18 protein-coding genes and 1 pseudogene are annotated in these 21,038 nt (G+C 68.3%); 10 read left to right on the top strand and 9 right to left on the bottom strand.

The features are described from left to right. Positions 1–401 (bottom strand): annotated as a pseudogene (locus MKK70_RS06795) (cell envelope biogenesis protein OmpA); the annotation flags it as partial. Positions 402–503: 102 nt separating this feature from the next. Next, positions 504–1,565, bottom strand: a complete 1,062-nt coding sequence (locus MKK70_RS06790) for a DUF2865 domain-containing protein (RefSeq protein ID WP_409567201.1) — start codon at positions 1,563–1,565, stop codon at positions 504–506. 185 nt (positions 1,566–1,750) lie between these two features. Between MKK70_RS06790 and MKK70_RS06785 the strand changes: the two genes are divergently transcribed. Beyond that, positions 1,751–2,278 (top strand): CreA family protein, encoded by a 528-nt coding sequence (locus tag MKK70_RS06785; protein WP_147844549.1) that lies wholly within the window; start codon positions 1,751–1,753, stop codon positions 2,276–2,278. A 54-nt stretch (positions 2,279–2,332) separates the two neighbouring features. Here the strand turns inward: MKK70_RS06785 and MKK70_RS06780 are convergent, their stop codons facing one another. After that, a complete protein-coding gene (locus tag MKK70_RS06780; protein ID WP_147729418.1) occupies positions 2,333–2,683 on the bottom strand; it encodes a hypothetical protein in 351 nt (116 codons plus the stop codon). 417 nt (positions 2,684–3,100) lie between these two features. Here MKK70_RS06780 and cysS point away from each other — a divergent pair, with 417 nt between their 5' ends. From cysS to MKK70_RS06765, 3 genes are all read left to right on the top strand, one after another. Beyond that, a complete protein-coding gene (gene cysS / locus MKK70_RS06775) occupies positions 3,101–4,477 on the top strand; it encodes a cysteine--tRNA ligase (protein ID WP_243946491.1) in 1,377 nt (458 codons plus the stop codon). 348 nt (positions 4,478–4,825) lie between these two features. Continuing rightward, the gene (locus tag MKK70_RS06770; RefSeq protein WP_243946490.1) at positions 4,826–6,736 is read left to right on the top strand and encodes an autotransporter domain-containing protein; all 1,911 of its coding nucleotides are present in this window, start codon (positions 4,826–4,828) and stop codon (positions 6,734–6,736) included. Between the two features lie 323 nt (positions 6,737–7,059). Then, complete coding sequence (locus tag MKK70_RS06765) at positions 7,060–8,190, top strand: sensor domain-containing diguanylate cyclase (protein ID WP_243946489.1); 1,131 nt, start codon at positions 7,060–7,062, stop codon at positions 8,188–8,190. A gap of 125 nt (positions 8,191–8,315) precedes the next feature. Here MKK70_RS06765 and MKK70_RS06760 read toward each other — a convergent pair whose 3' ends face one another. Both MKK70_RS06760 and MKK70_RS06755 read right to left on the bottom strand, forming a co-directional pair. Next, positions 8,316–8,750, bottom strand: a complete 435-nt coding sequence (locus MKK70_RS06760; protein WP_147728860.1) for a hypothetical protein — start codon at positions 8,748–8,750, stop codon at positions 8,316–8,318. 531 nt (positions 8,751–9,281) lie between these two features. Beyond that, on the bottom strand, positions 9,282–9,884 hold the full coding sequence (locus MKK70_RS06755) for a TIGR00730 family Rossman fold protein (RefSeq protein WP_147844644.1): 603 nt from the start codon (positions 9,882–9,884) through the stop codon (positions 9,282–9,284). A 267-nt stretch (positions 9,885–10,151) separates the two neighbouring features. On the opposite strand from MKK70_RS06755, the gene MKK70_RS06750 reads away from it, so the two are divergent. The 6 genes from MKK70_RS06750 to mscL all read left to right on the top strand — a co-directional run bounded on the left by MKK70_RS06750 (position 10,152) and on the right by mscL (position 18,313). Continuing rightward, the gene (locus MKK70_RS06750; protein WP_243946488.1) at positions 10,152–11,465 is read left to right on the top strand and encodes a LysM peptidoglycan-binding domain-containing protein; all 1,314 of its coding nucleotides are present in this window, start codon (positions 10,152–10,154) and stop codon (positions 11,463–11,465) included. Between the two features lie 100 nt (positions 11,466–11,565). Continuing rightward, complete coding sequence (locus MKK70_RS06745; protein WP_243946486.1) at positions 11,566–13,488, top strand: ABCB family ABC transporter ATP-binding protein/permease; 1,923 nt, start codon at positions 11,566–11,568, stop codon at positions 13,486–13,488. Between the two features lie 167 nt (positions 13,489–13,655). Continuing rightward, entirely contained in the window at positions 13,656–15,407 is a 1,752-nt protein-coding gene (locus MKK70_RS06740) for a hypothetical protein (RefSeq protein ID WP_243946484.1), read from the top strand. An 837-nt stretch (positions 15,408–16,244) separates the two neighbouring features. Next, a complete protein-coding gene (locus tag MKK70_RS06735) occupies positions 16,245–16,955 on the top strand; it encodes a phosphatidylserine decarboxylase (RefSeq protein WP_147842554.1) in 711 nt (236 codons plus the stop codon). 12 nt (positions 16,956–16,967) lie between these two features. Next, entirely contained in the window at positions 16,968–17,804 is an 837-nt protein-coding gene (pssA, locus tag MKK70_RS06730; protein WP_147726011.1) for a CDP-diacylglycerol--serine O-phosphatidyltransferase, read from the top strand. A gap of 80 nt (positions 17,805–17,884) precedes the next feature. After that, complete coding sequence (gene mscL / locus MKK70_RS06725) at positions 17,885–18,313, top strand: large conductance mechanosensitive channel protein MscL (protein WP_147726012.1); 429 nt, start codon at positions 17,885–17,887, stop codon at positions 18,311–18,313. 3 nt (positions 18,314–18,316) lie between these two features. Here mscL and MKK70_RS06720 read toward each other — a convergent pair whose 3' ends face one another. From MKK70_RS06720 to MKK70_RS06705, 4 genes are all read right to left on the bottom strand, one after another. Then, positions 18,317–18,607 (bottom strand): hypothetical protein, encoded by a 291-nt coding sequence (locus MKK70_RS06720; RefSeq protein WP_147726013.1) that lies wholly within the window; start codon positions 18,605–18,607, stop codon positions 18,317–18,319. A 147-nt stretch (positions 18,608–18,754) separates the two neighbouring features. After that, complete coding sequence (locus MKK70_RS06715) at positions 18,755–19,168, bottom strand: DUF1236 domain-containing protein (protein WP_147726014.1); 414 nt, start codon at positions 19,166–19,168, stop codon at positions 18,755–18,757. 118 nt (positions 19,169–19,286) lie between these two features. Further along, positions 19,287–20,030: a NepR family anti-sigma factor gene (locus MKK70_RS06710; RefSeq protein WP_147726015.1), complete on the bottom strand. Its 744-nt coding sequence runs from the start codon at positions 20,028–20,030 to the stop codon at positions 19,287–19,289. A 168-nt stretch (positions 20,031–20,198) separates the two neighbouring features. Next, the gene (locus tag MKK70_RS06705; protein ID WP_243946482.1) at positions 20,199–21,017 is read right to left on the bottom strand and encodes a class II glutamine amidotransferase; all 819 of its coding nucleotides are present in this window, start codon (positions 21,015–21,017) and stop codon (positions 20,199–20,201) included. Positions 21,018–21,038: the final 21 nt, after the last annotated feature.

Raw genomic sequence — 21,038 nt, 5'->3', positions numbered from 1 at the left:
GCACGGTCCTCGCGCGGCTCCGGGCGCTCGCGGGCCGCCGGCGGGGCGGCGCGCTCCTGCGGGGCCGGACGCTCGGCCGGCGGGGCGCGCTCGGGACGCGGCTGCGGACGCTCCTGCGGCGGCGCCCGCTCGGGGCGCGGCTCCGGCCGCTCGCGTCCGCCGGGCGGACCGCCGGCCGGGCCTTCGCGCCCGCCGCCGCGGCCTTCTCCGCCGCGCCCGCCGGGTCCATCGCCACCCCGCCCGCCGGGACCTTCGCCGCCGCGCGGCCCGCGCTCGTCGGGGCCGCCCTGCGCCAGGAGGATCGTGCCGGAGGCGCCGTCCTGCCGGGCGAAGGCCGGTGCGGCGAGGACGAGCCCGGGCAGCATCGTGCCGGTCAGGAGGAGCAGGCGGAGTGTCCGCATTCGGTCGGCCTCGAGGATCGTGTAAAAGGCCGAACCGAACCCCTCAGGCGCCGGATGGTTCCGAAATTCCGGTTCCGGTTTCCCGCGTTCGGGCGCCGCCGCTCAGGGGGCGGGCGCCTTCGCCGGCACGAGCCGATCGAGGGCGATGATGCGCACCGTGCGCTCGGCGGTGCCGGTCGTCGACGGCTCGGTCGAGAGGTCCGGCGCGGGCTTCGGCGCCATCTCGACGGGCAGGCCCGAGCGCTCGGCGGCGTCGGCGGCCAGCACCGCGGCGGTCTTGTCGGCGCGGCCGACCAGGGTGAGGCGGACCTTCGGGGCCGGGCGCGACAGCGCCTCCGCCTGCATCGGCGTGACGAAGATGTCGCCCTTGTGCCGCACCAGCATGCTCTCGGCCTTCACCAGCGACTGCGCCCAAGTCCTGTTGGCGGGCTTGCACGAGCAGTTCGGCACGAAGGTCTTGCGGAACTTGAACGCGTTGGCGAGCGAGACGTAGGCCTTGCCGCCCTTCACCGTCGCGGCCGACTTCAGCGCCTCGTCGCCGTAGGGCATCGAGTAGGCCACGGCCTCGGTGCCGGGGCAGAGCGCCTGGCACATCTCGTCGGCGCCGTTGCGGCCCTCGGGCAGGTTGCGCATCGGGAAGTAGGCGCCGTCGCAGGTGCGCACGCAGATCACCTGCGCGCCGCCGCGGGCATAGGCTTCGCCGGTGGCGGGGTCGACGCGCGCCGTATCGGCGCAGGAGGCGGCGATCAGGCCCTGCAGCTGGCGGCGGCGGGCACCGCTGTCGTCGATCGCCGCGCCGCCGTAGGTGGCGTTGAGCGCGCGGATGCGCTGCTCGACCGCGCCGCATTGCGGGGGCCGCGTGTCGAAGAACAGGAAGGTGCCGCCCTCGCAGCTCAGGGAGCGGTGATAGGCCTCGAGCCGGCCGATCTCGCTCTGGAGCGCGCGCACCATGCTGGCGCCGTTGCCGAGGCTCGCCAGCTCGGACCGGTAGCGCAGGCAGGCCGCGCTCGGCAGGTGGCTCTGGCTCGGAACGCTTGCCTGGGTCGGAAGCGGGGACTGGCTCGGCTCGGGGGACGGCGCCTGGGCCTGCCCGGCCGCGACCGCGCCGAGCCACAGCGCGAGGATCGCGAGCGGGCGGCGGAGCGGGCGAAAGGTGTGGCGCATCGACGGCATGGCGAACGATCGGGGGTTCGGCGCAGGGCGGAAGGGGAGCTATGCGGTCCGCCGCGTCGTGGAGAGTGGCGCCGGCGAGCGAAGCACCGGCGGGCTTAACTTTTTTAAACGCCCTCGCGCATCGGCGACACCCCTCCTACATGCCCGCGGTGACACAAGCGGGGGAATGGCGGACGATGTTGCTTCGGGGTCTCACACGCGGCGCGCGGGCCGTGCTGTTCCTGTCCGCGCTGGCGGGCCTCACCGGCGCCGCCGCGGCGCAGGAACCCGACCGGATCTTCGACAAGTCGACGGTCTGGCGCCCGCTCACGCCCAACGACAAGCTCGTGGTCTACGGCGTCGACGACCCGCTCGTGAGCGGCGTCGCGTGCTGGTACACCCAGCCGGAGAAGGGCGGCATCAAGGGCACGCTCGGGCTGGCCGAGGACGTCTCCGACATCTCGCTCGCCTGCCGCCAGGTCGGGCCGGTGCAGTTCACCGGCAAGTTCGGCCAGGGCGAGGTGGTGTTCAGCGAGCGCCGCTCGCTGATCTTCAAGTCGATGCAGATCGTGCGCGGCTGCGACGCCAAGCGCAACACGCTGATCTACATGGTCTATTCCGACAAGGTGATTCAGGGGTCGCCCAAGAACTCGACCTCGAGCGTGCCGCTGATGCCCTGGGGCACCGAGCCGCCGCCGAAATGCGGCGCGTTCCTGAAGGGGTGACGCGCACGCGTCCCTCCCCCTCTGCGGGGGAGGGGGCACGCTTCGGGGACCCCCTCAATCCTGGCAGGTGATGCGGATCGGGCGGTCGGCCGGCTTGGTGACGGGAAGGTCGACGGCGCCGGTGTATTCCTCGGCGGCCGCGATCCCGTAGGCGTTGGCGGTGGCGTAGCCCTGCGCCTCGCACCAGGCGTTGGCGACGACCTGGCCGCACTCGCTGCCGGGGCTGGTCAGGCACTCGCCGACGCCGTAGCCGTCGCTCGACGGGATCAGGAAGGTCTTCTCGACATGGGGCGCGCCCTTGCCGGCCGGGGTCTCGCCGTCGCCGGCGGCCATCGCGCCGTGGGCGATCGTGACGAGGAGGGCAGCGGCAGCGAGTGCACCGAATCCGGCAGCCGAGCGTCGCATGGATACGTCCTTGTTCAGGGGATGCCCCGGTTCAGGGTCTGGCGTGCGGGTTGAAGTCGCGGGCGGGAATTCGACGGTCAAAATCCGACGGCGGGGTAAACAAAGGCTTTCCGGCGCCGATCGGATTTCCGTGCCCGGACCCGATCGCGCCGCCCGAGCCGGCGCGCCGCCGCGCCGGTCTCGAATTCTTGACGGATTTCGGGTAGCCCGATCCGGGCCTCCGGACCGTCGCCGATCCGCAACACGGCTCGGCGCGAAGCCGGCGGCATTGCGGCGGGCCGGGTCGCGCGGAGCCCCGTCCGCGGGGGCGGCGCGCGGCGCCCAGGGCACTGACGCCAAACGAGAGTTTTCGCGGGTCCGGCGCCCGGCGAGGGCAGCGCCGCCGGGATCGCGGCCGCGAAGGACGAGGGACGTTTCATGGCGCCGATGTTGCGGCTCTACAACACGCTGACCGGAGCCAAGGAGGCCTTCGCGCCGATCGATCCGAGCCATGTCCGGATGTATGCCTGCGGCCCGACGGTCTACGACGCGGCCCATATCGGCAACGCGCGCCCGATCATCGTCTTCGACCTGCTGTTCCGGCTGCTACGCCGGGTCTACGGCGCGGCGCACGTCACCTACGCCCGCAACGTCACCGACGTGGACGACAAGATCAACGCCCGCGCCGCCGAGCGCGGCATCACCATCCGCGCGCTCACCGACGGGACGCTCGCCGCCTTCCACGCGGACCTGCGCGACCTCGGCGTGCTGATGCCGGAGGACGTGAACGTGCCCGGCGAGCGCCCGCGGATGATCGAGCCGCGCGCCACCGACCACATCGCCGAGATGGTCGCGATGATCGAGGCGCTGGTCGCGTCCGGCCACGCCTACGTCGCCGCCGGCCACGTGCTGTTCGACGTGCCCGCGATGCCCGATTACGGCGCGCTCTCGAAGCGCCCGCTCGACGAGATGGAGGCCGGGGCGCGGGTCGAGGTCGCGCCCTACAAGCGCTCGCCCCTCGATTTCGTGCTGTGGAAGCCCTCGAAGCCCGGCGAGCCGTCGTGGCCGTCGCCGTCGGGCATCGCCGCGCCCGGGCGCCCGGGCTGGCACATCGAGTGCTCGGCGATGTCGGCGCGGCATCTCGGGCAGACCTTCGACATCCATGCCGGCGGCATCGACCTGATCTTCCCCCACCACGAGAACGAGGTGGCGCAGTCCCGCTGCTGCTTCGGCACGCCGGTAATGGCCAACACCTGGCTGCACAACGGCTTCCTCCAGGTGGAGGGGGAGAAGATGTCGAAGTCGGCCGGCAACTTCGTCACGTTGCGCGCGGTGCTGAACGACTGGCCGGGCGAGGTGGTGCGCCTCGCCATGCTCAAGTCGCACTACCGCCAGCCGATCGACTGGACCCTGCGCGGCCTCGAGGAGGCGCGGCGGATGCTCGACCGCTGGTACGGCGCCGTCGGCGACGCAAGGCCCGCCGCCGAGGCGCCGGAGGCGGTGCTCGATCCGCTGCTCGACGACCTCAACACCGCCGCGGCGCTCGCCGAGATCCACCGCCTCGACGATCCGGCGCGCCTCCGCGCCGGGGCGAACCTGCTCGGGTTCCTCGGGCAGACCCGCTCCGAGCGGGACGCGGCCACGGTCGCGGCCGCGGGCCTCGACGTGGCGGCGATCGAGGCGCTGATCGCCGATCGCGCCGCCGCCCGCGCCGCCAAGGACTGGGCCGCCTCGGACCGCGCCCGCGACGCCCTCGCCGCGATGGGCGTGGCGGTCAAGGACGGCAAGGACGGCACCACCTGGAGCGTGATCTAGGCGCCGATGCGCCTGGATGGGTCGCAGGGCCGGTTCCGGGCGACGCGCATCGCCGATCCCGTGCCCCCCGATGTCGCGCGGTTCGTCCTGCGCGCATCCGCGAGCCTTCGCGCGACCGGCGTTCCGTCGATCGATCCCGGAATACCGCGCGGTATAGTGATCGAAGGTTGCTATATGATCATTAGAAGTAGAAAATCCGTGTTGTATTTGTTGTTTTGACGCAACACTGTTGATGTGCTGACCGTTCGATGCCCGGGAAGGGGTTTTGACCGGGAAATGGGCGTGACATTCTTTCTCCGGATGCGGTTCGCAGGAAATCCGTGCCGTCATCCGAATGGGGGGAATGAAATGACTCGCGTCCTGCGGACGGCGCTGCTCGCGTCGGGAATGGTGCTGTCGTCGCCCGGCCTGGGACACGCGCAATCCGGGTACTACTCCGGCGTCTACGCCTTCGGCGACAGCTTGACCGACAACGGCCGCATCCTGCGGGAGACCGGCTACAGCCCCACCGGCACCCTCGACGCGATGCGCGGTACGAAGCTCTACGAGGGCGGGCGCTGGTCGAACGCGCCCGGCTACTTCGAGCAGATCCCGGCCCGCATCGGCGCGCCCTACGCGCCCGGCAACGACTACGCGATCGGCGGGTCGCAGGCCTTCCACCTCGAGCCGAACACGCTGCTCTCGCCCTTCTTTCCCTGGGGCGTGCCGGACCAGATCGACCAGTTCGCCGCCCGCGGCGGCCGGTTCGGATCGCGCGACCTCGTCACGCTCTGGATCGGCTACAACGACATCACCAACATCCCGGCCGGCACCAACGCGGCCCGCGCCGCCGGCGTGACGACGGTCCTGAACAACAACGTCGCGAACCTGGACCGCCTCGTCGGCCTCGGGGCGCGCGAGCTGCTGGTCTTCAGCCAGCAGACTTTTCGCGCCGCCAACGCCGACCTGGCACGGTCCTTCAACGCGCAGCTCCCCGGATACCTCCAGGCGTATTCCGATCGCGGCATCAACGTGCACTACTTCGATGCGGACGGGCTGCTGAACCGGCTGCGCGCGGACCCGACGGCCTACGGATTCATCCCGCAGGCGGCGACCGGCAGTTGCGCATTCAACCCGGCCTGCGCCGTGATCGGGTACACCAACCCAGCCGTCGAGAACCAGTACATCTCGGTCGACAGCGTCCATCTCACCGCGCGCGCCAACGGCTACCTCGCCGCCTTCGTGGCGAACCAGCTCAACGCGCCGCTGACGATCGGGCCGCAGGGCGAGCTCGGGCAGGCCGCCGGCCTCGCCTTCTCGTCGACGCTGATCGACTTCCTCGGGGCCGAGCGCCGCCGGAACATTGCCCTGTCGGTGCCCGCCGCCTTCGCCGCCGACCTGCCGGGCCGGCGCCCGGCCCCCGGCCTGATCCCGGTCTCCGTGTTCGCGCTCGGCACCTATGCCGGGCTCGACCGCACGGCGCAGAACCGGGCCGGTGCGGGCAGCCTGGGCAACACCTACGATGCCGATTTCGGCGGCGTCACCGCGGGGCTCCTGTACCAGGCGACGCCCAACCTCGTGCTCGGCGCGGCGTTCAACTACCTCAACGCCCGGGTCGACCTCCGCGGCGCGAGCAACGGCCGGATCGACCTCGACAGCTTCCAGGGCGCCGTCTTCGCCTCGTACGCCACCCCGGAGGTGTTCGCGGACGTGGCCGTGACGTACGGCGGCAACGGCTTCGCCCTCGATCGGCCGGGCGTGCTCAACGACCGGCTCGCGGCCGCGCCGGGGGGCGACACGGTGACGGTCGCCGCGCGCACCGGCTACCTGTTCGATTTCGAGACCTTCAGGGCCGGCCCGGTCGGCGAGGTCACCTACGCGCGGGCCGGCGTGAGCGCCTATCGCGAGACCGGCGACCCGCTGCTCACGATCGGCGTCCGGCGCCAGGATCTCGACGGGTTGACCGTCGGCGGCGGCCTCCAGATCCGCACGGTGGCGCCGCTCCTCGGCGGCATCGTCTCGCCCTTCCTCAACCTCACCGCCCAGCACGATGTCCTCGACGGCGTGCGCACGGTGACCTCGTTCCAGACCTATGCGCCGAGCCTGCTGATCCGCACCGAGACCGGGCGCCGCGGCGACGACGTCTACGGACGGATCGCCGGCGGCCTCGACCTCGATTTCGGCAACGGGCTCAGTGGGGTGGTCACCGGCTCGACCAGCGTCGCCCGCGCGGGCGGCGACGATTACACCGGCAGCGTCGGGCTGCGGTACCGCTTCTGAACCACGACGCGCCCTCCGCGCCGGCGCTCGATCGGTGAGATCGCACGGCGCACGCGGCGGAAGGGCGACCCGAAACGGCGGCGGCCGACGCCCGGACGCCCGTCGCTTTCCGGGCGCCACACCCAGCGCGTGTGGCGCCCGACCGCGCCCGAAATCGTCAGTTGTTCGGTCGAATCGTAGGTTGCGAGCCTATCGCCGAGCGCCTGATCTTACGGGATGGCAGGATCGATACAAAAGCCACCCACTTCCAAGACGGAGTCTTCATCGGAACGTCCTACGGTTGCAGTGCCCGATCTTCGCGGCACCTGGGACCGACCTTGACGATGTACCCTGCGCCTCACGGCCGCGTCCTGCGATGGCTCGCTGAGATCGGGCCCGACCTGCCGGAGGCGGTGCAGGCGCGCATGCGCGCCGGCTTCTTCACCTCGACGACGCCCCTCGTGGTCGGCGCCGTCAACTCCATCGCCGTGGCGGGGGTCGCCTACCTGTGGTTGGACCGGTGGCTCTTCGCCGCCATCGCGTTCCTCGACCTGCTCCTGCTGATGCTGCGCCTCGTGCTGCTGCGGCGGGTGGAGGCGCCGTCCGGCCCGGTCTTCGCGACGGGCCTGCTCTGGGCCGGCCTGCAGGGCGCGACCATCGCCTGCGTCGTCCCCTCGGGCGACATGGCGATGTCGATGGTCGTGCTCGCCTCCGGGCTCGCGGCGATCGGCGGGATCGTCGGCCGAAACTTCGCGGCCCCGCGCTACGCGATGGCGCAGGTGCTGTTCATCGACCTCAGCTACAAGACCACCTTCGCGACGACGCATCCGCAATTCCTGCCGCTGATCGCGATCCAGACGGTCGCCTTCGTCCTGATGAACCGCAGCATCCTGCGCCATCACCGGGCGGCGGCCGTCCAGGCGATCCTCGGCGAACGCGAAAGCCACCGCCGGTCGATCACCGATCCGCTGACCGAGCTGCTCAACCGCCGCGGCCTGGAGGAGGCGTTCGATGCGCGCCCGGCCGGGGCCGGGGACCGGACGCTGCTCTACCTCGACCTCGACGGGTTCAAGCAGGTCAACGACCGCCTCGGGCACGCGGCCGGCGACGCGGTGCTGCGCGAGGTCGGACGGCGCCTCGCGCTGGCGATCGGGCCGGACGCGACCGCCTGCCGCCTCGGCGGCGACGAGTTCCTCGTGCTCGCCGACGGGCTCGACGACGCGGCGGCGCGCCGGCTCGGCGGCCGGATCATCACGGCGATCACCGCGCCCTATCAGGTCGGCGGAGGCGCGTTCGCGGGAATCGGCATCAGCGTCGGCGTCGCCCGGCAGCGGCCCGCCGCGTCGGGACCCCCGCTCGGTCTCGCCGATCTGATGCGGCGCGCCGACCAGACCCTCTACGCCGCCAAGACCGCGGGCAAGGGACGCTGCATCCTGCACGGTGCCGAGGACGCGCCGCAGGTTCAAGCGGCCTGAACCCGGCGGGTTCGTCGAGCACGGGGGTGCGCTGCGCGGCGGTCGGCTCGCGCCGGCGGCACGGTCGGGCGGGGCTCGTCGGGGCGCTGGCGGCGTGCGATCCCGTCGCCGCGCGCGACGCCGGGTCAGCCGTGCGTCAGCAGGTGCGGCGCGGTGCCGTCGCCGCCGTAGAGGTCGAGCATGTGCCGGCAGCCGGTGTCCGGGTCGGCGCGCAGCTCGCGTTCCAGGGCGTCGGCGTCCTTGCGCAGCCAGGCGGAGCGCTTCTGGTAGAGGTCGGAATGGTTGATCCCGTGCGCCTGCGCGTGGATCCGGAAGCTCGCCTCGTCGAGGCGCAGCCCCGGGCACAGCCGGCTCGCGACCTCGGCCTCGACCGCCTCGCGCAGGCCCGCCGCCGGCACGATGTGGCGGTCGCGATAATGGGTGGCGCCGTTGGCGAACAGCACCCACAGCGCGATCGGCAGGCCGATCCGGTAGGCGAGGCCGAACCGCTCCGAAGCCGGGCGCCGCGCGGACGCGTCGGCCGACGGGGCGAGGAGGGCGGGCTGTCCGGCGGCGGTCATCGCGCATCTCCGAGGCGGGCGCACGCGGCCGAAGCGACGATCGCCCCGCCGCGAAGACGAGCCGCCGTCCCGTCGTCCATGTGCCGGCGTCGGTGCCGATCGATCTCCCGGATATCCATGGCGTGCTCCGCGTCGATGCCGACCTAAAGTCTGCAAAAACTGGGCCGTGATGGGACGAACACGTTTCCGATTGTTGTCGGAGGCGCCGCCGAACGGCGCGAACACAGACTTTTGATCGGTTCGCGGCCGTTCGCGCTGCGGTTCGTGCCCGATCGACTCACCCGTCAGTCTAGCACGGCGTCGAATAGGTTCAACGAGCGGCGCCGGCCGCGCGCGATGCTATTCTGTATTCAAAATTTACGGCAAAATTTACTGAACGGCCAGGAGCGGATCGTCGGACACGCGTCGCGGTCTCTCGCCCGTGCAAGGGGAGGCGGGGGCGAAACCGTTTCGCATGGGCCGCCCCTCACCGTCGCGAGCGGCGGCCCGGCGCCGCGAGGATCCGAGGGCGAACGCGCCGGACCCCGCCGCTCAGAGCCGCTCGGTGACGAAGCGCTCGGCGGCCGGGTCCTCGCCCAGGCGGCGGTTCTCGGCCTGCAGCATCGGCACCACGGCGTCGGCGCCCTCGGCGACGACGTAGTTCAGGTCGAGCCCGTCGCGGATGAAGCCGTGGGCGCGCATGTGGTCGAACAGGGTCAGCAGCGGCTTCCAGAAGCCGGCCACCTCGACCAGGAGGATCGGCTTGCGGTGCCGGCCGAGCTGGGCCCAGGTCAGCTGCTCGACCAGCTCCTCGAGGGTGCCGATGCCGCCGGGCAGGGCGACGAAGGCGTCGGAGCGCTCGAACATCATGCGCTTGCGGGTGTGCATGTCGCCGACCACGACCGTTTCCTGGATCGCGTCGAGCATGTGCTCGCGCGACTTCAGGAAGTCCGGGATGATGCCGGTGACGTGGCCGCCGCCGGCCAGCACCGCGCGGGCGACGGTGCCCATCAAGCCGACGTCGCCGCCGCCGTAGACGAGGTCGAGCCCGGCCGCGGCGAGCGCGGCGCCGAGCGCCTCGGCCGCCTGGCGGAACGCCGGGTCCCCGCCGAAGCCGGAGCCGCAATAGACACAGACCGTCTTCACCGGCGCCATCCGGCCTCCTTCATCGATGCTCGTCGTATCGTGCGTCCCGTTCGGGCCGCTGACAGGTCGTAAACCAGGGCGAAATCGGTGCCAAACGGCTGATCGCGCGGGGAATTCGTTCGCTGCGCGCGCGTTGCGGCTTGGTCTCCGGGACATGTACGGTAATATGGGCGGAACAGTCGACGGTTTTTCGCGCGGGCGTTTTTCGAAAGTCTCCACCGCCGGGGATGGGGGTCGCGGCCGGGCGGGCGTGGTGTCGACGAGGGATGGATCGCCATGACGGCGGAGTTGCGGCGCGGCGTGTTTCTCGCGGTCCTGGGCCTGCTGATCGGGCTCGGCCTGGTGGCGGCCGTGTTCGGCGGGCTCGACCGGTGGCGGCACGCGCATGCTCCGGCGCCCGAGCCCGCGCCCGGCGCGGTCGGCGCCCTGACGCCGGGCCCGGCGCCCGTGCCGGACATGGTGCCCCCGCCGGCGGCACGCGCCGCGGCGCCGGCGGCGCCGGACGCGCTCAAGTTCGACATCGTCCGCGTCGAGCCGAACGGCGAGTCGGTGGTGGCCGGCCGCGGGGCGCCGAACACGGTCGTCGAGCTCCTGGTCGACGGCAAGGCGGTGGCCAAGGCGCTCGCCGACCCGAACGGGCAGTTCGCGATCGTGCCGCCGGCGCTGCCCGCGGGCAACAGCGAGATCGTTCTGCGCTCCACCAATGCCGAGGGCCGCGAGACCCGCTCGACGGAGAGCGTCGCCGTGGCGGTCTCGCCCACGCGCACCGAGAAGCCGCTGGTGGCGCTGACCGCGCCCGACAAGCCCACGGTGGTGCTGTCGCAGCCGGAGGTCCGGACGGCGCAGCGGGCGCCGGACCCGGCGCCGGGCCAGGCGGTCGCCGGCAGGGATACCCCCGTCAAGGGCGCGGCGAAGGGCCCTGCGGCGAAGGACGCGGCGGCCAAGCCGTCTTCCGGGAAGGCCGCCAAGGACGCCCCCGCGCCCGTCAAGATCGTCAGCGTGGACGCGCAGGAGGGCGGCCGGCTGTTCGTCACCAGCCAGGCCGCGCCGGGTGCGACGGTGCGGCTCTACCTCAACGACACGCTGATCGCCCCGGCGAGCGTCGGCGCCGACGGCAAGGTCACCTTCACCATCGGCCGCGGGGTGAAGCCGGGCGCCTACACGGTGCGGGTCGACCAGGTCGATTCGGTCTCGGGCAAGGTGCGCAGCCGGGCCGAGGTGCCGTTCTCGGTGCCGGAGCCCGCCCGCGTCGCGACGAACCTCGCGCCGTCCAGGCCCGGCGCGGCGGCGGACAAGCCGGTCGAGCGGCCCGTCGCCCCGGCGGCGCGGGCCGAGGCCGTCTCGCCCACCCCGGCCGCGATCGAGCCGCCGCGGGCGGGGGTGTTCGTCCCCGCGGTGAGCACGGCCAAGATCATCCGCGGCGACAGCCTGTGGCAGATCAGCCGGCGCACCTACGGCGCGGGCGACCGCTACACCGTGATCTACGATGCCAACCAGGAGCAGATCCGCAACCCGGACCTGATCTATCCCGGCCAGATCTTCGTGCTGCCGGGCGACGGCAAGGACGCCAAGGCGGGCAGGAACGGCTGAGGATTCCCCCACGCCGCCCCGCCCCGCGGCGGCTGCGGGTGTGCCGCGGGCGGCGCCGGCTTATATGCCGGGGCGAGCCTCCTCTTCCGGACAATCGCGTATGACCTCCACTCCCCCGCCGGCGCCCGACGCGCGCCCGGGCCTCGTCGCCACCTATCGCCGGCTCTGGCCGTATCTCTGGCCCTACGGCCGGCCGGACCTGCAGCGCCGGGTCTTCCTGGCGTTCGGGCTGCTGCTGGTGGCCAAGCTGGTGACGATGGTGACGCCGTTCACCTTCAAGTGGATCACCGACGCGCTGGTCGCGGCGGTCGGCGGCCAGGAGCACGGCAAGGAGCAGGTGCCGACCGGGATCTTCGCCGCGCCGATGCTCTTGATCGCGATCTACGGCGCCTCGCGCATCCTGATGGCCGGGCTGACGCAGGCGCGCGACGGGCTGTTCGCCAAGGTGGCGATGCACGCGGTGCGCCGCCTGGCGCTGAAGACCTTCCAGCACATGCACCAGCTCTCCCTGCGCTTCCACCTCGAGCGCAAGACTGGCGGGCTGACGCGGGTGCTTGAGCGCGGGCGCTCGGGCATCGAGGAGCTGTCGCGCCTGATGGTGCTGACGCTGGTGCCGACCATCGTCGAGTTCGTGCTGGTGCTCGGCGTGCTGGCCTGGGAGTTCGACTGGACCTACTCCCTGGTCGTCTTCGTGATGGTCGCGGCCTATCTCGGCTTCACCTACAAGGCGACCGAGTGGCGGATCGCGATCCGCCGCCGCATGAACGAATCCGACACCGACGCCAACACCAAGTCGGTCGATTCGCTGCTGAACTACGAGACGGTGAAGTATTTCGGCGCCGAGGCCCGCGAGACCCAGCGCTTCGACGGCGCGATGGCGCGGTACGAGAAGGCCTCGACGCAGACCTACGTGTCGCTGGCCGTCCTCAACGCCGGCCAGGCGCTGATCTTCACGCTCGGCATGACCGCGGTGATGTGGCTCGCCGCCCGCGACATCCTCGCCGGGCGCACCACCATCGGCGGATTCGTGCTCGCCAACACCATGCTGGTGCAGCTCTCGATGCCGCTGAACTTCATGGGCATGATCTACCGCGAGATCAAACAGGCGCTAATCGACATCGACGACATGTTCCGCATCCTCCACCGCAACCCGGAGATCGCGGACCGGCCGAACGCCCCGGCGCTGGTCGCCGGCCCGGCCGAGGTGCGCTTCGAGAACGTGCACTTCGCCTACAACCCGGACCGGCCGATCCTGCGCGGCGTCTCGTTCACGGTGCCCTCGGGCAAGACCGTGGCGATCGTCGGTCCCTCGGGCGCCGGCAAGTCGACGCTCTCGCGCCTGCTGTTCCGGTTCTACGAGCCGCAGAGCGGCCGCATCGCCATCGACGGGCAGGACATCGCCGCGGTGCGCCAGGATTCGCTGCGCGCCGTCATCGGCATGGTGCCGCAGGACACGGTGCTGTTCAACGACACGATCGGCTACAACATCCGCTACGGCCGCTGGGGGGCGAGCGAGGCCGAGATGCGCGAGGCCGCCCGCCTCGCCCAGATCGACCGCTTCATCGAGGGCCTGCCGGAGGGCTACGACACGCCGGTGGGCGAGCGCGGCCTGAAGCTCTCGGGCGGCGAGAAGCAGCGCGTCGCCATCGCCCGCACCATCCTGAAGAGCCCGCCGATCCTCGTCCTCGACGAGGCGACCTCGGCGCTGGACAGCTTCACCGAATCGCAGATCCAGGACGCGCTCGACCGCATCGCGAAGGGCCGCACCACCTTGGTCATCGCCCACCGCCTCTCGACGGTGGTGAACGCCGACGAGATCCTGGTGCTCGACAAGGGCGTCATCGTCGAGCGCGGCACGCACGGCGCGCTGCTGGACCAGGACGGGGTCTACGCGGCGCTCTGGAATCGGCAGCGCGAGGCGGACGCGGCGCGGGCGGCGCTCAGGCGGGCTGAGGAGGAGGCTGAGCGAGGAAGGGTGGCCCCACATGGAGCTCGGATAGAGGAGATCCTACTTGCGGAGTAAATAGCGGACGTCGAGCGTCGTTGTTGTGAAACGATACTAATAGGCCAAAATCATTCTAATGTTTGAATATTATCATCCATAATTTTCTAGAATTATAATATTCGTTTGATGAAGGGCAATATTTAATGCGCTATAGGAATGTGGATAACTGGACAAATATCAACTCCATGAAAGGGTTGCTGTTTTTTATACAACGCCTTGATGAGCTGACATTTCCGTATACATTAGATAGTTATAAAGCACCTACTATTTCTTTACAAGGACTGATCAAAGAAGGGGCAGGCATATTACTCGAAGCAATAAATATTAAGGGCGACAACTCTGATAAAGCAATCAGTTCCTACGGTAACGTTTCTGAAGAGATAAGGCTGCGCCTGAAGGGCAATTGGATCGCAAAGGCCGTTTGTAGCATTAGTATAAGTGAATTAGATTCATTAGTTTCTGAAAATCACAAACCAGAAGAAATCATACGAAAACTCGATATCATGCTGGCAGAGCTTGATGTCGAGGCGTATATCGCTGAAATTGCGCAAGAGGTAATAAACCTATCTAACGATTCTAGACAAAAGAAAAAATTGGAGTTTTTTGCGCGAGAATTTGCATCTTTTATTCAAGATAGGGGTGTATCAAGAGACCATATTAACAATTCTCTCGTCGAGTTTTTTTATGGCGCAATGAAGATTTACGATCCGCTACAATTCAAATTGTTTTGCCAAAATGTCTACCCACATGGACATAAGTTCAGTGTGTTCGTTGGGGTATCAGAAATATTCTTATCTTTCGATGAGGATGTTTTAGAAAATCACAGCATGGAAATATTCGATGACGGAAGCGAGGAGTCGCCATCAAAAGAAGTAAACAAATTTATTGTAGATTATGGATTAGGAACTGTCTTATTTATTAAAGTAATTGCGACGGACTATAATTCTGCCCTCGCCGCGGCATTAGCAAAACTCGACTTTGTCTGTAACTTTTATAAAATGTTTAGCCATAAAGACGAGGTGCAGGTGTCCCCATTTGCTCTTGTTGAGCAGGGATGCTGCGAAGGCGTTTTAAAGAAGATAGATGCGCCTAAAAACAACATGCATTTTATTCGAGATATGCGGCGAGTAAAGGCAACGAGTACACTTAAGCGCTATAATGATCACATTACTCTCGATATTGGCCGCGATAAAAGAAAATTTCGAAATATTATAAATATTCATGGGATGATTTTAGATACAAAAAGCGAAGATATCCAGTTAGTAAACCTATGGACCTGCCTTGAAACAATAGCTCCTGCTAATTTAAGCAGTTCAAAAATAAGCAATGTCGTCAACCGAGTAATTCCCATACTAATGCTAGGTTATTTCAATAGACTTGTTGTAAATTTGTTATTTGACATCTTAAGATGGGATCGCCGCAGTTTGACGCTAAGCTTAAAAATGGCAAAATTATCACCCGGTCTTGATCTTAAGCAAAGATTTGTTGCTCTTTTGGTAGATCCAGATAATCAATCTGCACTATCCGATCTATACGGGCGCTGTAGAAATTTTGAATTACTCATGTTTCGAATATCTACAATCGCTGAATTATTAAAAGATACAAAAAAAGCGAAAGAAAAGCTGGAAAGCCATGAAGCAATGGTGCGATGGCAGTTGCAAAGCATCTATCGTGTGCGCAATAGAATTGTCCATGCCGGCGAAAGCCCAATATTCACGAATTATCTAGTAGAAAATGCACATGAATTTTTCGATCAAACATTTCTTTTCTGCTTGGAACTGTCAGCCTGGAAGCCAGGTTTTAGTTCGTTTCTGTCGTGCTTTGACTATGCGGAAGTGCAATTCCAGGAATATAAATTAAGGCTAAAAGGTGGCGTGCAATGCGACATCGTTTGGGTCTTGCCGGAACGGAAAGACCGATCCTACATTTTTTCATAAGCCTTGACAAAATTCCTAAATTATGCCTATAACCCCATCGCGCGCTGCACGGCGCCGGGGCTGCGTTTCGTCCCGGAGCCGCCGTCAGGAGCCGGCCCGGTGATCGACGGGGCGGTCGGCAGCGTGGCGGTCCTGCGCGGTGGGTCGATCAACCCGCCGCAATACGGCGTCCATAATGCGCGGCGCGGGGTGCTCCGAGCGGCGGGCTGTTGCCCGCAAGCGGAGCGCTCTCAGAAGAGACCTGAGCCCGTCCCGACGTTAGGGAGGGTGCGGGGATCGCCCGTTCCGGCTGTCGCCGGGGCGACCCGGCCCTACGTGGCCGGATACGTGACCGGGGCCCGCGTCGCGCGGGCCGCGGCGGCGGGGCCGTGCGGTACGTAAAGCCGCGACGACAAATCGGCGCCGGGTGCCCGCGTTCTCGGGGCCCGGCACCGCGGGGCGCCGGGGAACCGGCTCAGTGCGCATCATCCCAGGGTTCCGCGGCGTCCCGCGTCTCCTGTCCGTGATGTCGGGGCCATGCCGCCGGCGGAGGCTTTCCGCGCGGGGTGGTCTTGGCGTGCCTGGACGATCGGATGCCAACGACCGTCATTCCGGGGCCGCGCAGCGGAGCCCGGAATCCAGACGCGCCGAGGGTGCCGGACCTTGCTCGCGTCGGCGGCTCTGAGTTCCGGGCTCGCCTTCGGCGCCCCGGAATGACGGGGCGGGTGTCGGTCCGATGGGGCGGCCAGACCCCCGCGCGACGGCGCCGGCGGTTGACCTTCGCGCCCTGGGCTGCCATCGCGCGGGTCAAAATCCCGTTGGCCCCGCGCCCTTCGCGCGCCCCTTCCGAAAGACCGCATGAACGACCTTCTCCTGACGATCCGCCGGACGCTCGTCCCGATCCACAAGGAGGGTTACCCCTTCATCGTGATCGGGATCGTGCTCACCGTGCTGGCCGGCACCTTCTCGCAGTTCTTCGGCTGGGTGTTCCTGATCCTGACCCTGTGGGTCTGCTACTTCTTCCGCGACCCCGAGCGGGTGACGCCGGTGGCCGAGGGCCTCGTGGTCTCGCCGGCGGACGGGCGGGTGAACCTGATCTCGACCGTGCTGCCGCCGCCCGAGCTCGACCTGCCCCAGGTGCCGATGACCCGGGTCTCGGTGTTCATGAACGTGTTCGACTGCCACGTGAACCGCGTGCCGGTGACGGGCCGGATCGGGCAGATCCACTACACGCCGGGGCTGTTCCTCAACGCCGAGCTCGACAAGGCGAGCGAGGACAACGAGCGCAACGGGATGGTGATGGAGACCGTGCACGGCGGCCAGCCCGTGCGGGTCGGCGTGGTGCAGATCGCCGGCCTCGTGGCGCGCCGCATCGTCGGCTTCGTCTCGGCCGGCGACCAGCTCTCGGTCGGCGAGCGCTTCGGGCTGATCCGCTTCGGCTCGCGGGTCGACGTGTACCTGCCCGTCGGCACCCGCGTGCTGGTCGGCCTCGGCCAGAAGGCGGTGGCAGGCGAGACCGTGCTCGCCGACCTCGGCGGCGGGCCCGAGCGCAGCTTCCGGCGCATCTGAGGGGAGGGGGCGATGGACGATCTCTTCCCGCCCTTCGAGCCGGACGCGAACGAGCCGCGGCCGCGCCGGTTCAAGCCGGTGCCGTTCCGGATGATCGCGCCCAACATGATCACCCTGATGGCGCTCTGCCTCGGGCTGACCGCGATCCGCCTGGCCTTCGAGGGCAAGTTCGAGCCGGCGGTGATCGCGATCATCGCGGCCGCCGTGCTCGACGGCATCGACGGGCGCGTGGCGCGGCTCCTGAAGGGCACCTCGCGCTTCGGAGCCGAGCTCGATTCGCTGGCCGACTTCGTCAACTTCGGCTGCGCGCCGGCGCTGATCCTCTACGGCTTCGCGCTCCACAACCTGAAATCGCTCGGCTGGATCGTGGCGCTGATCTTCGCCATCGCGATGGCGCTGCGGCTCGCCCGCTTCAACGCGATGCTCGACGACCCGAACCGCCCGGAATGGAAGAAGGACTACTTCGTCGGCATGCCGGCCCCGGCCGGCGCGATGACGGCGATGCTGCCGCTCTACCTGCACTTCCTCGGCTTCGGCTTCGAGGCCTGGGCGGCGCCGGCGATCCTGGTCTACGTGCTCGGCATCGCCCTGCTGGTGGTCTCCACCGTGCCGACCTTCTCGGGCAAGACCATGGGCAAGCGCGTGCCGCGCGGGTGGGTGCTGCCGATCTTCCTGGCGGGCGTCGCCGCCTTCGGCCTGCTGATCTCGTTCCCGTTCGAATCGCTGGTGGCGATCAGCGCCGCCTACATCGTCGGCCTGCCGATCGGCGCCGCGCAGTACCGCCGCCGCGCTCGGCTCGAGCCGGCGGCCCGCATCGAGTCCGGCGAGGACCCGGCCTCGGCGATCTGACGGTGGATGCCGGCCCGCGTGCGCTTGGCGGCCCCCGCCGCCACGCGTAGCGTGATGCACCTGAAGGCTGGGGACCTGCCATGCTCGAAGAGTTCAAGAAGTTCGCGCTGCGCGGCAACGTGGTCGATCTCGCCGTCGGCGTGATCATCGGCGCCGCCTTCGGGGCGATCGTCACCTCGGCGGTGCAGGACGTGTTCATGCCGATGATCGGCGCGATCACCGGCGGGCTCGACTTCTCGAACTACTACCTGCCGCTGTCGTCGAAGGTGCAGGCCGGCGCGGCCTATGCCGAGGCGAAGAAGCAGGGCGCGGTGATCGGCTACGGCCAGTTCATCACCGTGGCGATCAACTTCATGATCGTCGCCTTCGTGCTGTTCCTGGTCATCCGCGCGATGAACAAGCTCGTGACCAAGGAGGAGGCCAAGCCCGAGGCCGTCGCCGAGGTGCCGGCCGACGTGAAGATCCTCGGCGAGATCCGCGACCTGCTCGCGACGCGCCCGAAGGTCTGACCCTCAGGCCGTCGGCTTGGTGCCGGCGGGCTTGCCGTCGTCGGGGGTGACGCCGAAGGCATCAAGGATGCGGTCGAGGGCGTGCTCGACGGCGCCCGTGCCCTCCTCGTGGGTCTTGAGCCGGGTCTCCAGGCGCTGAAGCTGCGGCGCGAAGGTGGCGTCGGGCGCGGGATCGTCGCCGAGGAAGCGCGGCTTCTCCTGGCCCACCGACAGCATCGAGCGCAGCTGCTGGCCGAGATGGTCGCGGACCGGCTCCGGAAGCCCGGCCTTCGGATCGATGGCGTCGTCGTTCATGGTGGGAATTCCCGTTCGCCGTCAGAGCCATAACGGGCGATGCGGCGAAGCGTTGCATGGGCGGCCGAGCGTGCGGTGGGCGCCAAGGAAAAGGGCCCCGGAGCCTGTCGCCCCGGAGCCCTCGCACGTCGCGCGGCGATGAAACGCCTAGTCGATCACTTCGACGATGCGGTGGCCGCGATCGACGAGGACCGGGCGGTTGTTGATCACGGTGTAGCGGGTGCCCGGCTGGACGCGGTACTCGTCGGGCACGTCGTAGTAGGTCACGCCGTCGCCCGGCAGGGTGGTGCCGACGGCGACGCGGCCGTCGTAATCGTAGGAGCGCACGTTGCGCTCGCGGACGTAGCTGCGGAAGCGCGGCTGCATGTCGACGCCGAGGATGCCGCCGACGGTGCCGGTCGCCGCGCCCACCGCGCCGCCGACGATCCCGCCGATCGGGCCGCCGATGTCGGAGCCGGTCTCGGCGCCGCGCTCGGCACCGCGGATGGTGCCCTGCGCCTGTGCGGCGAGCGGCAGGGCGAGAACGAGGGCCGAGGCGGCCAGAAGGGTCTTGAACTGCATGGCAAAGCTCCGTCTTCCGATGCTCGCCGCGCCAACCGGCGCCGTGCGAGTGTCGGGCCGGTAACGCACGACCCCCGGAAACGGATGCGTCAAAAAAGACCGATCGTCGGGCGTTCTCTCAGGCGTCCTTGGGCATCGCCGACTGGATGAACCGGTCGGAGCCGAGGTCTTCCTCGTCGTAGCCCAGCAGCTCGGCGAGCCGCCCCCGGGCCCGGCTGACGCGGCTCTTCACGGTGCCGACCTTGCAGCCCATGATGGTCGCCGCCTCCTCGTAGGAGACGCCCTCGGCGCCGACGAGCACCAGCGCCTCGCGCTGGTCGGGCGGGAGCTTGGCGAGCGCCGTCTGCAGGTCCTCGACGTCGAGACGGTCGCCCTGGTGCGGGGCGGTGGCCAGGCGCGCGGCGTAGGAGCCGTCCTGGTCCTCGACCTCGCGGACCCGCTTGCGGTGGTCCGAGTAGAAGATGTTGCGCAGGATCGTGAACAGCCACGCGTTCAGGTTGGTGCCGGGCTGGAAGCGGGCGCGATGCTGCCAGCCCTTCATCAGCGTATCCTGCACGAGGTCGTCGGAGCGGGCCGGGTTCGAGGTCAGCGACAGGGCGAAGGCGCGCAGGCTCGGCACGGCCGCGAGCAGGCCGTTGCGGAACTCCGGCTCGATCGCCTCGCCGCGGGCCTTGAGCGCCGCCTCGAGCTTCGCGATCAGCTCGGCGAAACGGCTCGGCAGCTCGGTCTGGCCCAACGTGTCGTAGGCGCTGCGCAGATGGTCGCCGAGATGGGAGCGGATGGTGTGCGACAGGTTCGGCCGCGCATCCTTGTCGCCGTTTCCAGACTGGCTCGGAAGGGTGTCGGTCTCGTCGCGGGTCATGATGCGTCGCAATCTACGGTCTTCTGCGGGCTCGCGGGTGGTCCGAAGCCGCGAGGCGGAACGTGTGCGGCTCGCGCCTGAGCCGTTCGAGTTGTTCCGTGTCTTTAGCCTATCGCGGCCGCGCTTGCACCTTCGCGACCGTCACATCCAAGTGCGTCGCGCCTCGCCTCAACAGGGCTTCGGCGCGACGACGACGGGGGCCGCCGCCGGCGCGCCGGGTTTCAGCAGGCGGATCGCGCCGTCGCGCAGGGTGATGACGTCACCGCGCGCGAGGTCGGTCCAGCATTCGTCGCGGGTCAACGCCTGCGTCGCCACCACCGACACGACGTCGCGCTCGGTGGTCTCCTGGGCGAAGTCCACCCGCCAATCCTCGTCGATCAGCGTCGCCGTGCCGAAGGGCGCCCGGCGGGTGAGGTAGCACAGGCGCTTGCCGCAATGGGCGTAGAGGGTTCGGCTGTCGGAGAGCAGCATGTTGAACACGCCGAGCGCGTGCAGCTCGGCGCAGAGGTCGGCCACCGCGCGGTCGAGCAGCGCGGGCTTGGGCAGGGCCGAGAAGCGCCCCTGCAGGCGGCCGAGCATCCAGCAGAAGGCGTACTCGCTGTCCGTCGACCCGATCGGCATGAACCTGCCGAGCGGAAGCTTCTTCACCCCCTTGAGCTGGCCGTTATGCGCGAAGGTCCAGCGCCGGCCCCAGAGCTCGCGCGAGAACGGATGGGTGTTCTCGAGGCTGACGCGGCCGCGATTGGCCTTGCGCACGTGCCCGATGACGATGCGGCTCTTGATCTTGTAGTCGCGCAGCAGGCGGGCGAGTTCCGACTTCGCGCTCGGCTCGGGCTCGTGGAAGCTGCGGCAGCCGCGGCCCTCGTAGAAGCTGATGCCCCATCCGTCCGCGTGCGGACCGGTCTCGCCGCCGCGCCGCGCCAACGCCGCGAACGAGAAGCGGATATCGGTGGGCACGTTCGCGCTCATGCCGAGCAGTTCGCACATCGTCTCGGAAACTTACCTGAT

It is taken from the genome of Methylobacterium sp. E-041 (genome assembly GCF_022829665.1).
GTDB lineage: Bacteria > Pseudomonadota > Alphaproteobacteria > Rhizobiales > Beijerinckiaceae > Methylobacterium.
The sequence above is the reverse complement of the archived record's forward strand: the minus strand, read 5'-3'. Positions and strand labels throughout refer to the sequence as shown.